Raw genomic sequence first — 15091 nt, 5'->3', positions numbered from 1 at the left:
CCATCCTCGGGGGCCATGGGCAGTGCCTAGCGCACCCGCAGCCCAGGTTCGGCGCCGGGCCAGGGTTCGAGCACGTACAGCCCCGGGTAGACGTTCTCGTCGGCATGGCTGGCGGCCAGCACCATGCCCTCGGATTCGCCGAAACGCATCTTGCGCGGTGCCAGGTTGGCCACCACGACCGTCATCCTGCCCACCAGATCCGCGGGTTCATACGCCGACCGTATGCCTGAAAAGACCTGCCGCAGGCGCCCCTCGCCCACATCCAGCATTAGGCGCAGCAGCTTGTCGGAGCCTTCCACATGACTGCATTCGACGATGCGGGCGAGGCGCAGGTCCACCCGTGCGAAATCCTGGATCGTGATGGTGTCGGCAATGGGTTCGCCGCCTGGCGCCACGAGTGGTTCGGCCGGGGGTTCGAAGAGGGCGTCGAGTTGGGCGGGATCGACGCGCTGCATCAGGTGCCTGAAAGGGTGGATGTAGCTCGGCAACTGGCCGGCATCGGCCCAGACAAAGTCGCGCTCGAGGCCGAAGAGTTCACGGGCCACACGGGCACTGAGGGCCGGCAGGACGGGGCTCAGCATCACGGTCAGTGTGTGGAAGCCCGCCAGGGCCCGTGAACAGATGTCCTGCAAAGCCTGTTTCCGGGTGTCATCGGCCTGGCTCAGGCCCTTGGCCAGGACCCAGGGCCGGGCGCTGTCGAATGCCTGGTTGATCTGATCGGCCTGGGCCATGATGCGGCGGATCGCACGACCATAATCCCGCTTGTCGAAATCAGCCTGTACCTGCCGCGCGCAGGCCCGCAGTTCGGCCTGGCAGGGCGCGACATCGCCCACGAAGCCCAGCTGCCCGTCGAAGTGGCGGCTGATGAATGACGCGGCCCGGCTGGCAATGTTGACGTATTTTCCGACCAGATCGCTGTTCACCCGGGCAATGAAATCATCCGGGTTGAAATCCAGATCTTCGACGTGCGCGTTGAGTTTGGCCGCGATGTAATAGCGCAGCCATTCGGCATCCATGCCGATATCCAGATAGCGCAGCGGTGAGATCCCTGTGCCACGGCTCTTGGACATTTTTTCGCCGCTCACCGTGATGAAGCCGTGCACGTGCAGCAGATCGGGTACTTTTCGCCCGGAAAAATGCAGCATGGCAGGCCAGAACAGGGCATGAAAGTAGACGATGTCCTTGCCGATGAAATGGACTTGCTCGATGGGGCTGTCGGGTGCGGTCAGCGCATCGAAATCCAGCCCCAGTTGCTGGCAGTGCGCCATGAGTGAGGCCAGATAGCCGATGGGGGCATCGAGCCAGACATAGAAGTATTTGCCGGGCGCGTCTGGAATGGGGATGCCGAAATAGGGTTCGTCGCGGGAAATATCCCAGTCGGCCAGACTGGCCTGCCCGTCACCGCCTTCGGTGCCCAGCCATTCGCGCGTCTTGGCGAGAACTTCGGGCTGCAGATGTGGGCTGCCGTCGCTGCGCTGCCCGGTGGTCCAACCCTGCAGAAAGGCCACGCAGCGCGGATCGGACAGGCGAAAGAAGAAATGCTCGGAGCGCCGCAATTCGGGCCTTGCATGGGTGAGCGTCGAATACGGTTCGATGAGTTCGGTCGGCTGGTACACCGCACCGCAGACCTCGCAGGAATCGCCATACTGATCCTTGGCGTGGCAGCGCGGGCACTCGCCCTTGATATAGCGATCGGGCAGGAACATGCCCTGAACCGGGTCGTAGAACTGCTCGATGTCACGGCTGTCGATCAGGTCCGCCTGACGAAGCGCCTTGTAGATGCCCTGCGACAGGGCCACGTTTTCGGGGGAGTCGGTGCTGTGCCAGTGGTCGAAGCGGATGTGGAAGCCGTCGAGATATCTGGGGCGTTCGGCCGCGTACCGGGCCACCAGGGCCTGGGGCGTGATGCCCTCGGCTTGCGCCTTGAGCATGATGGGGGCCCCATGGGCATCATCGGCACATACGAAATGGACGGTATGGCCCGCCATGCGCTGTGATCGCACCCAGATGTCGGCCTGGATGTACTCCATGATATGGCCGATATGGAACGAGCCATTGGCATAGGGCAGGGCGGCGGTGACGAAAAAAGTGCGTGACATGGAGTGCTTGCTCGGGGCAAAAGCACCATTTTAGGGGATTTCACGCATCTCGATGTCGACCACATCCGGCTTCTGGCCGGCCGGCTTGCGGGCTGCCCAGGGCGCGCTGCCCGACGACATGGGCGCACGCCTGCGCTCGGCCCAGTACGCCTTGACCCCGAAAGGGCGGCCCTGGAGACGGGCCACGATATACAGCACGCCGACCGCCAGCAGGGTGGAGATCATGAAGATCGCTGCCATGATCAGCCCAAAGAAGGCGAGGATCACGAACAGAATGGCGCGCAGGGTTTGTCGGATGAAGTTCATGCGGAAAGTCTCCGGCCTGGAAGAGTGTACGATGCTGTGTCAATATTGGGGGCAATCGCCGGATTGCCAGAGGAATCCGTTAAGCTTTCGGTTTCAGGAATTTTCAAGCGAGCCTCCATGAGCACCACGATACAGGATATTCGCCAGCTGTTGTCACGGGTGGCCAACCCCGATACCCACAAGACCCTTGCGGTCACCGAAGAGGCGCTGGAGATCCGGCCGCGGGGTGATGCATTTGATCTCACTGTAACCCTGGGCTATCCCGTATACAATGGCGAGGCCGCTTTGGCCCGGACATTGCGCGAGGCCCTCGAGGGGGCCGGCATCACTGTGGGTACGCTGGCGTTCCGCTCCCGGGTGGCCACGCACGCCGTTCAAAGGGGCCTGCGGCCGCTCGAAACCGTACGCAACATCATCGCCGTGGCCTCCGGCAAGGGTGGGGTGGGCAAGAGCACCACGGCCGTCAATCTCGCCCTGGCGCTGCACGCACAGGGGGCACGCACCGGCCTGCTCGATGCGGATATCTACGGCCCCAGCGTACCCATCATGCTGGGCCTGTCGGGCAAGCCCAAGAGTGTAGATGGCAAGAGCATGGAGCCCATGGTGGGTCATGGCCTGCAGTCCAATTCCATTGGCTTTCTCATGGAAGACGACGGGCCGGCCATCTGGCGCGGGCCCATGGTCACCCAGGCCCTGACGCAATTGCTGTCGCTTACAAAATGGAACGATCTGGATTACCTGATCGTGGACATGCCGCCAGGAACAGGCGATATTGCCCTGACCATGGCGCAGAAGGTTCCGTTGGCCGGTGCCATCATCGTCACCACGCCGCAGGACCTCGCCCTGGCCGATGCCCGCAAGGGCCTGGTCATGTTTCAGAAGGTGGATGTCCCCGTACTGGGTATCGTGGAAAATATGTCGATGCACGTGTGTTCGCAATGTGGTCACGTCGAGCCGATTTTTGGCCAGGATGGCGGCCGGCAACTGGCAGCGCGCTATCACCTGCCCTGGCTGGGCGCCCTGCCGCTGCAGCTCGATATCCGTGAACAGACCGATTCGGGGCGGCCCAGTGTCGTGGCGGCGCCCGATGGCGAGGCGGCCGCACTGTACCACGGCATAGCCCGGCAACTGGCCATTATCGTGGCCGGCCAGCCGCTCGATGACTCCGGCACCCGGCCCCGCGTGGTGGCCCGCAAGACTTGAAGCGGCCGGCAGCGTGGTGCAGCCTGCTGGGTCTGGGCTGTCTGTATGCGGGCTGGGCGCTGGGCGCGCAGCCGGTGGTCATCGTGGATCCCGGTGGCGCACCGCCCGAGGTGTTGCAATCCATTACCGAGTCGCTGGATGCGATCACGCGGCTCGCCGAAGACCAGGACGTCCGCGAGGTCGCGCGCCTGCGTCGGCGCGCCTGGGATGCCACGCAGGCGGCATTGCGCACGCAAGGCTATTTCGATGCCACGGTAGACCTCGAAGCCACCGAGGCGCAGGATGATCAGCCCGAGTACTGGGATATCACCATAGAGACCGGCGAGCGCACCCAGGTCCGTCAGGTGGGTCTGTCATTCAGTGGCGCGATCATGGCCGACCCGTGGTCGGCGCGGCGCGCCGATCTGCGTGCCGGCTGGGCGCTGCAACCCGGCATGCCGTTCATCAACGACGACTGGAGCAGCGCGAAGCTGAATCTGCTCGACCAGGTGGCGCATCAGGATTTCTACTATGCACGCTATGGTCAGACCCAGGCGCAGATTCACCCGGATGAGGCCCAGGCAGACCTGCTCCTCGAAGTCGACAGCGGGCCGCCGGTGCGCCTGGGCGAGTTGCAGGTGCTGGGCCTGAAGCGGGTCCCGGAAACCCTGGTACGCCGCTACGTGCGCTACGAGCCGGGTCAGGCCTACGATCAGGCCCTGCTCACCGAGTGGCAGCAGGCCTTGCAGGATACGCAGTTTTTCAGGGGGGCGTTCGTCACGCTCGATGATGGTACCCAGCCCGCCGGCGGCTCACCCGATGCGCCGTCGGACAATGGCAACGGCCTGCGCGTGCGGGTGGATGTACCGCGCCCCGAAGGCGATGCGCCCGTGACCTTGCCCGTGCGGGTCCAGGTCACCGAAGGGCTGGCACGCTGGTTCAAGGGGTCGCTGGGGGTGGACAGCGACCACGGTGCGCGTGCCGAGGCGCTGTACCACCAGAACGTGGTCTGGGGTTGGCCCGTCTGGATCGAGACGGGTGCCGGCGTCGACGCCGACCGGCAGAAGGCCTTCTTCGACCTGCATCTGCCACCGGGTGCCGATGGCGCCCGGGACAGCCTGGGCCTGCTCTATGATCATTCCGATGTCGAAGGCGTGGAGACGCATCTGGCGGGTCTGGGCTGGAAACGCAAGCAGCTGCGCAAGGCCGCGGGCAGCAGCCGCGTCGAGTACGAGGTCCTCTGGGGCGGCCAGTTGCTGCACGAAGAGAACCGCATATCGGGTTCCGATCGCTACGCCGTCTCGGCGGGCACCTTGAACTGGCAATGGCAGCGGCGCGACCTGAATTCCAAGTATGATCCGCGCGAAGGCAACCTGATCGAACTGGGGCTGGGCGTGGGGGCCACCCTGGATGGCGCCGAACCCTTCTATCGTGCACGGGTGCGCGCCCAGCAATGGTGGTCGGTGGGTGCGCGCGACGTACTCACCGTACGCGCTGAAGTGGGCAAGGTCTGGAGCCGGAGTGACAACGTGCCGCAGAGCTTCATGTGGCGCACCGGGGGTTCGCGCTCCATTCGTGGATACCGCTACGACAGCATCGGGGTGCGCCGCGGTGATGCAACGGCCGGCGCACCCGTGCTCGGGGTGCTGGGCGTCGAGTACACGCACTACTTTACCGACATGTGGGGCGCCAACGTATTCGTGGATGCGGGTGATGCCGCCGCATCATTCCAGGACTTCAAATGGCATCTGGGCTATGGCGCGGGGGCCGTGGCCAATACACCGGCGGGTCCGTTCAACGTGGCCCTGGCCTGGGCGCAGAACGATCGCCGCCTGCGGCTGGTGTTCGCGATGGGGATTGCCTTTTGATGCAGGTCCTGCGTCGTCTCGCCTTGTGGGTTCTGCCCCCCCTGGTTCTGGCCGTTGCCGCTGTCATGGGTTTTGCATGGTGGACCGTGTTCTCATCGGTGGGCACACGCTGGACGCTGCGCACGGCCGTCACCCTGCTCGATGGCCATGTGGAAGGCATCACCGGATCGATCTGGCGCGGTGTGTCGGTGCAAGACCTGTCGCTGGCCTTGCCCGACCTCCAGGTGTCGGTGCAGGGCTTCCGTCTCGAGGTGGCCTGGCGTGAACTGCTGCAGTACCGCCTGCATGTGCGCGATCTGTCGGCGCAGTCGGTGGCCGTGAACCTGCAGTCCGCACAGGATGCCGCCGGTGAGGCCGATCACGTTGACACGCCCTTTGAAATACCGGCCTTGCCGGTGGCTGTACAGATTGACCGGCTCGCCCTGGGGGGCTTGCATCTGGCCGAAGATGGCGTGGCCTGGCCGATCGATCTGCAGGCCCTCAGTGTGGGCCTCTCGCTCGAAGATCAGGTCGCCCGAGTGGATCTGCGGGCGCTCGATCTGAGCCACCAGGGCGTACAGGTGGGCATTTCGGGTCAGGCGCAGGCGCCCAGGCTCGAGGCACCCTGGCCTTTTTCGACGCAGCTGCTGATTCAGGCCCATGAATCGCCCTCCGGGCAGGCGGGTGGCGATGCAGATCCCGACGCGGCTGCGCTCTTGTGCCTGCGCGACTGGCTGCCCAGTGTCCCTTCCGAACTGCACGATACCGCGTGCGCCTGGCGGTTGGAACTGGCGGCCGAGGGCTCGCTGGAGGCCTTGCAGGGTCGCCTGCATGCCGTAGGTGAGGGCATGCGGCTGAATGCAGACGTTGCGCTGCGCCCGCTGCAGACCTTTCCGCTGGAAACCGCGCAGATCAGCCTGCGTTTGCCGGATGATGCCGGCCTGGACCTCAATCTGCACACGCAGGCAGACACGGATGGCTCACAGGCGGTCAATGCCCAGTGGCAGATCCATGCGCTGCCGTTGAACCCCTGGCTGCCCCGTGACGTGGGTGCCAGCCGTCTGGACATGCAGGGCGGCTTGCAGATCGGGCTGACGGCTGGGCAGGCCGTGCAGGACCTCGGCATGCAGATGCGCTTCGATGCGGGCAGCCAGTGGAATGGTCAGGCCCTGCAGGGCCACCTGAATCTGGACCGGCTGTCCCGGCACGGCGCGCCCCTGTACGATGGCCAAATGCCGGTGGGGGAGAACTGGACGCAATATCGTCTTGCCGGCCTCGATGCCGACCTGCGGCTGGGGCCCGATCATCTGCAATTGCGCGGTACCGTCTCGGCCGACCAGCTCGATGTGGATCTGCAGGCCAAACTGCCGCAACTGGCGGCCTTGTGGCCGGGGCTCACAGATGGCGCGCAACTGGCGCTTGAAACCCGGGGCACCCTCGCACAGCACCAGATCCGCCTGCAGGCGAGCCATGACCCCGACGGGGCCGAACGGCCGGCGCCCGGCCACGCCCCGTCCCACATACAGGCTGATCTGCAGGGGCGGTGGGCCGCCGAGGGCTGGCAGGCAGATTTCACTCGTCTGCAGGCCGACCATGCGGGCCTGAGCGTACGCAATCAGGGGGCTTTCCCGGTCGCTGTCGATGCGCAGGGCGCGTGGCGGGTCGGCGAGGCCCGTCTTGGCGTGTCGCTGAACGACGAATCGCTCATCGAGATCCAGAATCAGGCGTCTTCAGGGCAGGGCACCCAGTGGCAGACGCGTGGCAGGGTGGCTTCGCTGGTGGTGACGCCGGCACGCATCGAGCGCCTGCAGCGCTGGCTCGAACCACAAGCGCAGGCTGGCCAGGCGGGCGGTGTCCATACGGTGGATGCTGCCCTGGCCCAGGACAGCCGGCTCGATCTGTCCCTGGCGTGGGATCTGGCGTTCGATCAGTCCCTTGCGGGCGACGTGCAGCTTCGTCGTTTGGGGGGTGATCTGATCGTACCGGGCGATGTGCCGATCGCTCTGGGCCTGCAGGAAACGAGTCTGGACGTCAATCTGCGTGCGATGAAGCCGGGGCTGAGCCGGGTTCAGGCGGATCTGCAGGTCGACACCGAAAAAATGGGCCGCTTGCGGCTGCAGGCTGAAACGCCGCTGCATGCGTCCCCGGAGGGTGGCCTGGCGGTGCATCCGCAAGACGAGAAACGCATCCACCTGGTTGCCGATTCCGAGGACCTGGCCTGGGTGAATCTGTTGCTCGATGGGTCGGTTGAAGTCGGTGGCACGGTGCATGCGGATGTGCGTGGGTATAGCCGGCCCGACGAACGCTGGGTTTTCGAAGGTCCGTTCCGGGGTGAAGATCTGCGGGTGCTGCTGCCCGATCAGGGTGTGCGGCTGCTGGAAGGTACGCTGCAGGGGCATTTCGAGGGCGAGCGGGTGGTTCTCGAGCAGCTGCGCTTCCCGGCCTTGCGCCGGGTGGTTCCCAAAGAGTGGCGTACGGCCACCTGGATTGCCGAAGAGCCCGACGCCCAGAACGGCGACTTGAAGATCAGCGGCCAGTGGCACCTGGCCGATGAAACGGGTGAGGTGCAGATCGACTTTCATCGCTATCCGATCCTGCAGCGGGCCGACCGCTACGCCATGATCAGCGGCGCGCTGGGCATCCGGGTGCATCTGCCCGAGGTCGTGCTGCAGGGTACCTTGACGGCGGACGCCGGCTGGTTCGATCTCGACATGCTGAACAATGTGCCGTCACTCGATGGCGATGTCGTGATCCTGAAGCCTGGTGAACGTGTGGCGCCCCCAGCGGCCTCGCCGCCTGTCGACATCACCGCGGATCTGCACGTCGATCTGGGGCCACGCTTCTACATCACCGGGTATGGCGTCAATGCCGGCCTGATCGGGCAACTGGATCTGAGCCTGCACGATGATCAGCTCACGGCCATGGGGGCGCTGCGCACCCGGGGCGGCTCCATCGATGCGTACGGGCAGCATCTGCAGTTGCGCCGTGGCATCATCACGTTCCAGGGTGATCTCACCAATCCGGTATTGAATATCGAGGCCCTGCGCACCAACCAGATGGTGCAGGCCGGGGTGCGCGTGGTCGGTACGGCCCGCCAGCCACGGATCGACCTGGTATCCTATCCCGACGTGAGCGAGGCCGAGAAGCTTTCCTGGCTGCTCCTGGGGCGGGGGCCGGACGAGGCCGGAGGGGCGGACATGTCGCTGCTGCTTGCCGTAGGCAGTTCATTTCTCGCCGATGGCGAACCCTTCTATCGGCGCTTTGGCCTGGACGAACTGGGCTTGCGGCGTGGGCAACTGGGCAGCACGGGCAGCCTGCTGCCGCCACAGACCGTAGTCAGCAGCGGGTCGGCTGCCGGCGTGAGCGCGCTGGAGCAGCAGTTCGTTCTGGCTGGCAAGAATCTGGCTGCTGATGTCAAACTGAGCCTCGAGCAGGCGTTGTCGGATACCGGCACTGTAGCCCGTCTGGGATATCGCCTGGTGCGCGGCCTGCAGGCCGAGGTGACCGTGGGTACCGTCAATGGGCTGGCCCTGGTCTACACCTGGTTTTCGCGCGACTAGACCTGGCCTAAAATACAAGGTTGCGCCCATCTTTCGGGCGTCTCTTCGAGGGTGACATGAGCATCAAGAATGATCGCTGGATCCGCCAGGCCGCGCAGGCGGGCATGATAGAACCGTTCGAGCCCGGCCAGGTGCGCAGCATCGGGGGCCAGCGCATCGTCAGCTATGGCACCAGCAGCTATGGCTATGACGTGCGCTGTGCCGACGAATTCAAGATCTTTACCAACATCAACTCGAGCATCGTCGATCCCAAGGCCTTCGATGAGCGTTCATTCGTGGATTTCCAGGGGGACGTCTGCATCATTCCGCCCAATTCGTTTGCCCTGGCCCGCACGGTCGAATACTTTCGCATCCCGCGCAGCATTCTCACCATCTGTCTGGGCAAAAGCACCTACGCGCGCTGCGGCATCATCGTCAATGTCACGCCGCTGGAACCCGAATGGGAAGGCCACGTGACACTCGAATTTTCCAATACCACCCCCTTGCCGGCCAGGATCTATGCCGGCGAAGGGTGTGCCCAGATGCTGTTCCTGGAAAGCGACGAGGTCTGTGAGATCTCGTATGCCGACCGTGGGGGCAAGTATCAGGGCCAGAAAGGCGTGACCCTGCCGCGTACCTGACATGATGAAATTCCGCTTTCCCATCGTCATCATCGACGAAGACTATCGCGCCGAAAACACCTCGGGTTTCGGCATCCGCGCACTGGCCGAAGCCATCGAGGCCGAGGGCGTCGAGGTGCTGGGCGTCACCAGCTACGGCGACCTGAGCTCATTTGCCCAGCAACAGAGCCGTGCCAGCGCGTTCATTCTGTCCATAGACGACGAAGAGTTCGATGAAGATTCGCCCGAAGACGTCGCCAATGCGATCAAGAATCTGCGCACCTTCATCGGCGAATTGCGTTTTCGCAACGAAGACATCCCCATCTATCTGTACGGGGAGACCCGCACCTCGCAGCACATTCCCAACGACATTCTGCGCGAGCTGCATGGTTTCATCCACATGTTCGAGGACACGCCCGAGTTCGTGGCGCGCCATATCATCCGCGAAGCACGGGCCTATCTCGAGGGCCTGGCGCCGCCCTTCTTTCGCGAATTGCTCAAGTATGCGTCCGACGGCTCCTATTCCTGGCATTGCCCGGGGCATTCGGGGGGGGTGGCGTTTCTCAAGAGCCCGGTGGGGCAGATGTTCCATCAGTTCTTTGGCGAGAACATGCTGCGCGCGGACGTCTGCAACGCGGTCGATGAACTGGGCCAGCTGCTGGACCATACCGGTCCGGTCGCCGAATCCGAGCGCAATGCCGCGCGCATCTTCCATGCGGATCACTGCTTTTTCGTCACCAACGGGACCTCGACCTCGAACAAGATCGTGTGGCATGCCAACGTGGCCGCTGGCGATGTCGTGGTGGTCGACCGTAACTGCCACAAATCGATCCTGCACGCAATCACCATGACGGGGGCCATTCCGGTCTTTCTCAGGCCCACGCGCAACCACCTGGGCATCATCGGGCCGATTCCGCTCGAAGAGTTCGATCCCGAGAACATCCGCCGCAAGATCGCCGCCAATCCGTTCGCCCGGGCCGCCGCCAATCCGCGTCCGCGGATCCTGACGCTGACACAGAGCACGTACGATGGGGTCATCTACAACGTCGAGATGATCAAGGACAAGCTCGGCTCCGAGATCGACACCTTGCATTTCGACGAAGCCTGGCTGCCGCACGCCCCGTTCCATGGCTTCTACGAAGACATGCATGCCATAGGGCCCAACCGCCCGCGCAGCCCGGACACGATGATCTACGCCACGCATTCCACCCACAAGCTGCTGGCCGGGTTGTCGCAGGCTTCACAGATCGTGGTGCAGGACTCGGAATCCAGGCCGCTCGATCGCAACATCTTCAACGAAGCGTTCTTGATGCATACGTCGACCTCGCCGCAATACGCCATCATTGCGTCGTGTGACGTGGCCGCGGCGATGATGGAGCCGCCAGGGGGGACGGCGCTGGTCGAGGAATCCATACGCGAGGCCCTGGACTTTCGCCGGGCGATGCGCAAGGTCGAATCCGAATACGGCCGCAATGACTGGTGGTTCAAGGTCTGGGGGCCCAACCGGCTGGTGCCCGAAGGCATTGGCAACCGCGAAGACTGGCTGCTCAATTCGGGCGATGAATGGCATGGGTTTGGTGATCTGGCCGAGGGCTTCAACATGCTCGACCCGATCAAGGCCACCGTGATCACACCAGGGCTGGATATCTCGGGCACGTTTGCCGAATCGGGCATTCCCGCCGCACTGGTTTCGCGCTATCTGGCCGAACATGGGGTGGTCGTCGAAAAGACCGGCCTGTACTCGTTCTTCATCCTGTTCACCATCGGCATCACCAAGGGGCGCTGGAATACGCTGCTGACCGCCCTGCAGCAATTCAAGGATGACCATGATCGCAACCAGCCCCTGTGGCGGGTGCTGCCCGAGTTCGCACGCCAGCAGAAACGCTATGAACGCATGGGGCTGCGAGACCTGTGCCAGCAGATTCATGCCGCCTATCGCCAGTACGACTTCGCCCGCCTGACCACGCGGGTCTATCTGAGCGACATGGTCCCGGCCATGCGTCCGGCCGATGCCTATGCGCACATGGCGCACCGCGAAGTCGAGCGGGTGCCCGTCAAGGATCTCGAGGGGCGCGTCACCGGGGTCCTGCTCACGCCCTATCCACCCGGTATCCCGCTGCTCGTTCCGGGCGAGCGCTTCAATGCCGATATCGTCAATTATCTGATCTTCACACAAGAGTTCAATCAGCAGTTTCCGGGTTTCGAGACCGATGTCCACGGTCTGGGCCACGAAGTCGACCAAGCCGGCCGGCGGATGTACTACGTCGATTGCATCCGCGAATCGGCCATTGTTTCATCGCAGGACCTTGCCTGAGGCCGACATGCGTACAGATCCATCCCGCCCGACGGCGATCGAGCCGTCGGCACCCGCCACAGCCGGCGCGCCGCTGCCACTGGCAGGCGTGCGCGTACTCGAACTGGGCCAGTTGATTGCCGGCCCGTTTGCCACCCGGATGCTGGGTGAGTTCGGCGCCGAAGTGCTCAAGGTCGAACCGCCCGGGCAGGGGGACCCCTTGCGCAACTGGCGCCTGCTGCATCAGGGGACCTCGGTCTGGTGGCAGGTTCAGTCGCGCAACAAGAAGTCGCTCAGCCTGGATTTGCGCGAACCCGAAATCCAGGCGCTGGTGCGGCGCCTGGCAGGCGAGTGTGATGTCGTGGTCGAGAACTTCAAGCCTGGCACACTCGAAGCGTGGGGGCTGGGCTGGGACGATCTGCATGCGCTCTATCCGCGGCTCATCATGCTGCGTGTCTCGGGCTACGGCCAGACGGGGCCCTATCGTGACCGGCCGGGTTTCGGGGTGGTGGCCGAAGCGATGGGCGGCTTGCGCCACCTCAGTGGCGAGCCGGGGCGCCCGCCGGTACGGGTGGGCATCTCCATCGGTGATTCGCTGTCCGCCCTGCATGGCGTCATCGGCGTGCTGTTGGCCCTGCGGGCTCGCGAGCAACAGGGCGTGGGGCAGATGATCGACGTGGCCCTGTATGAATCCGTGTTCAACATGATGGAGAGCCTGCTGCCCGAATATGCCGTGTTCGGCGAGGTGCGCCAGCCCGCGGGCAGCAGCCTGCCGGGTATCGCACCCAGCAATGCCTATGCCTGCCGGGACGGCTACGTCCTGGTGGCTGGCAATGGCGACAGCATCTTCAGGCGGCTGATGGACCTCATCGAGCGCCCCGATCTGGGCGAAGACCCTGCTTTGGCTCACAATACGGGCCGGGTGGCCCGGGTCGACGAAATCGATGCCGCCATTGGCGCCTGGGCGGCGGCGCGCACCCAGGATGAGGCCCTCGAGGCTCTGAACCGTGCCCGCGTGCCGGCGGGGCGGATCTACGACATCGCCGATATCGCCGCGGATCCCCACTACCACGCCCGGCAGATGCTTCTCGAGGACACCCTGCCGGATGGGACGCCCTGTCAGGTGCCAGGCATCGTGCCCAAGCTGTCGGCCACCCCCGGCAGTATCCGCGCGGCCGCACCGGCGCTTGGGCAGCATACCGACGAGATCCTCACGGCGCTGGGCGTGGATGCCGCAACCCGTGAGCAATGGCGCAGCCAGGGCCTGATCTGAGTGCCCCCCATCCGCGTGCCTCCAATTCCCGGGCAGGATCGTGCCCCGAGCTTTTTTTGGGCAAGATCATGCCCGCGGCCTGCTTCTTCTGGGCAAGATCATGCCCGCAGGCCGCTTCTTCCGGGCAAGATTGTTCCCGCAGCCTGTTTCGGGGTATGCTGTGCCCTTGCTGTCACCCGATGCGGGTGGGAGAGAGTCGCTGGCTGTTCAGCAGTGGCCGCCGAAGGCGCAATTCGCCCGAAATCGCTCAGGCAATCCATACCATTCGCATGATGCCCCGTGCATCGCAGCATTCTGGAGAGACTTGCCCGGTCAGCCGGTGCAGGCGCCGAAGGGGCACCCTCCTCGTGGGGCAACTCTCAGGCAAAAGGACAGAAGGGCGGTGCCGGCATTCGTGCCCATTCCCTGATTTCCGGAGCCTTTGATGTCCGATTCTCTTCGCAAGACCCCTTTGCATGACACGCACGTGGCGCTGGGCGCCCGCATGGTCGATTTCGGCGGCTGGAGCATGCCGCTGGCCTATGGCTCGCAGATCGAGGAGCACCATGCCGTGCGCCGCAAGGCGGGCATGTTCGATGTCTCGCACATGCTCAATGTTGATATCGCGGGTGGGCGTGCGCCTGATTTCCTGCTGCACCTGCTGGCCAATGATGTCGGTCGCATCGCCGGTCAGCCCGGCCGCGCGCTGTATTCCTGCATGCTGCGGCCCGATGGCGGGGTGATCGATGACCTGATCGTGTATTTCTTCCGTTCGGATTGCTGGCGGGCGGTGGTCAATGCCGGCACGGCCGACAAGGACCTGGCGTGGATGAACGCGCAGGCCGCGGCGTTCGGGGTGACCATCACAGCGCGCCGCGACCTGGCCATGCTGGCAGTTCAGGGCCCCGAGGCGCGCGCGCTGGTCTGGGCCGTGCGGCCTGCCTGGAAAGCCGGCACCGAGGCCCTCAAGCCGTTCTGGGGCGTACATGTGGCCGATGAGATTCTGGTTGCGCGCACCGGATACACGGGCGAGGACGGCTTCGAAATCGTCCTGCCGGCCGATCAGGTGGCCGCACTGTGGGCCGATCTTGCCGCCGCCGGCGTGCAGGCCTGTGGCCTGGGTGCGCGCGACACACTGCGCCTCGAGGCCGGGCTCAACCTGTATGGCCAGGATATGGACGAGTCGGTGCATCCGCTCGAGTCCGGCCTGGGCTGGACCGTCTCCTTCAAGGACGCCGCACGTGATTTCATCGGCCGCGCTGCGCTCGAGCAGGCGGATCGCAGCCGTCAGCTGGTCGGTCTCAAATTGCTCGAGCGTGGTGTCATGCGAGCCCACATGAAGGTGCGCACAGCCCAGGGTGAAGGTGAACTCACCAGCGGCAGCATGGCACCCACGCTGGGTTTCTCGGTCGGCCTGGCCCGTGTGCCGGCCGGCAGCCAGCCAGGTGAGTCGGCAGAGGTCGAGATCCGCGGCAAATGGGTTCCAGCGCAAATCGTGCAAGCGCCTTTCGTACGTCAGGGCAAGGCCCTGGTCTGACACTTTTCTCTTTCACCTGAACATCCTTACGGGGTACCATCATGTCCATTCCCAACGACCGCAAATACACGGCCTCACACGAGTGGGTCAAGGCCGACGGCGATTCTTTCCTGGTCGGCATCACCGACGACGCCCAGGATCAGCTCGGTGATCTGGTGTTCGTGGGCGACGTCACCATCGGTGCCCGCCTGGCCGCAGGGGACACCGCTGCCGTGGTCGAATCCGTCAAGGCGGCGTCGGATATCTATGCCCCCATCGCGGGCGAGATCCTGGCCTTCAACGAGGCTCTGTCGGATGATCCCGCACTGATCAACGCCGCGGCCTGGGATCACTGGATCTTCCGTATTAAGGCGGATGATCCGGCGGCGGTGCAGGGCCTGCTCGATGCGGCGGGTTATCAGGCGCTGTCCTGACCA

10 protein-coding genes and 2 riboswitches are annotated in these 15091 nt (G+C 64.4%); of the genes, 8 read left to right on the top strand and 2 right to left on the bottom strand.

Annotation, left to right across the window (positions count from 1 at the left end):
* Positions 1 to 26 precede the first annotated feature (26 nt).
* Together metG and WCY17_RS01280 are read right to left on the bottom strand one after the other, a co-directional pair.
* Entirely contained in the window at positions 27 to 2099 is a 2073-nt protein-coding gene (gene metG, locus WCY17_RS01285; protein ID WP_372700360.1) for a methionine--tRNA ligase, read from the bottom strand.
* A gap of 30 nt (positions 2100 to 2129) precedes the next feature.
* Positions 2130 to 2405, bottom strand: a complete 276-nt coding sequence (locus WCY17_RS01280) for a hypothetical protein (RefSeq protein ID WP_372700359.1) — start codon at positions 2403 to 2405, stop codon at positions 2130 to 2132.
* A gap of 117 nt (positions 2406 to 2522) precedes the next feature.
* Here WCY17_RS01280 and apbC point away from each other — a divergent pair, with 117 nt between their 5' ends.
* The 8 genes from apbC to gcvH all read left to right on the top strand — a co-directional run bounded on the left by apbC (position 2523) and on the right by gcvH (position 15088).
* Positions 2523 to 3608, top strand: coding sequence for an iron-sulfur cluster carrier protein ApbC (apbC, locus tag WCY17_RS01275; protein ID WP_372700358.1), 1086 nt, complete (start codon positions 2523 to 2525; stop codon positions 3606 to 3608).
* Positions 3605 to 5455 (top strand): autotransporter assembly complex family protein, encoded by a 1851-nt coding sequence (locus tag WCY17_RS01270; RefSeq protein ID WP_372700357.1) that lies wholly within the window; start codon positions 3605 to 3607, stop codon positions 5453 to 5455. Before apbC ends, WCY17_RS01270 begins: the two co-directional genes overlap by 4 nt.
* On the top strand, positions 5455 to 8994 hold the full coding sequence (locus WCY17_RS01265) for a translocation/assembly module TamB domain-containing protein (protein ID WP_372700356.1): 3540 nt from the start codon (positions 5455 to 5457) through the stop codon (positions 8992 to 8994). Before WCY17_RS01270 ends, WCY17_RS01265 begins: the two co-directional genes overlap by 1 nt.
* A gap of 56 nt (positions 8995 to 9050) precedes the next feature.
* Complete coding sequence (dcd, locus tag WCY17_RS01260; RefSeq protein ID WP_372700355.1) at positions 9051 to 9614, top strand: dCTP deaminase; 564 nt, start codon at positions 9051 to 9053, stop codon at positions 9612 to 9614.
* A gap of 4 nt (positions 9615 to 9618) precedes the next feature.
* The gene (locus WCY17_RS01255) at positions 9619 to 11907 is read left to right on the top strand and encodes an Orn/Lys/Arg decarboxylase N-terminal domain-containing protein (protein WP_372700479.1); all 2289 of its coding nucleotides are present in this window, start codon (positions 9619 to 9621) and stop codon (positions 11905 to 11907) included.
* Between the two features lie 7 nt (positions 11908 to 11914).
* Entirely contained in the window at positions 11915 to 13159 is a 1245-nt protein-coding gene (locus WCY17_RS01250; protein WP_372700354.1) for a CaiB/BaiF CoA transferase family protein, read from the top strand.
* A 176-nt stretch (positions 13160 to 13335) separates the two neighbouring features.
* A riboswitch (glycine riboswitch) is annotated at positions 13336 to 13433 on the top strand.
* 10 nt (positions 13434 to 13443) lie between these two features.
* Positions 13444 to 13544: riboswitch (glycine riboswitch) on the top strand.
* A 39-nt stretch (positions 13545 to 13583) separates the two neighbouring features.
* The gene (gene gcvT / locus WCY17_RS01245; protein ID WP_372700353.1) at positions 13584 to 14675 is read left to right on the top strand and encodes a glycine cleavage system aminomethyltransferase GcvT; all 1092 of its coding nucleotides are present in this window, start codon (positions 13584 to 13586) and stop codon (positions 14673 to 14675) included.
* A gap of 41 nt (positions 14676 to 14716) precedes the next feature.
* Complete coding sequence (gene gcvH, locus WCY17_RS01240; RefSeq protein ID WP_372700352.1) at positions 14717 to 15088, top strand: glycine cleavage system protein GcvH; 372 nt, start codon at positions 14717 to 14719, stop codon at positions 15086 to 15088.
* The last annotated feature ends 3 nt before the right edge of the window (positions 15089 to 15091 follow it).

The organism is Castellaniella sp. (genome assembly GCF_041677825.1).
In the GTDB taxonomy this organism is placed as follows: domain Bacteria; phylum Pseudomonadota; class Gammaproteobacteria; order Burkholderiales; family Burkholderiaceae_B; genus Castellaniella.
Note: the sequence above shows the minus strand (reverse complement) of the source record. Positions and strands in the feature narration are given on the sequence as shown.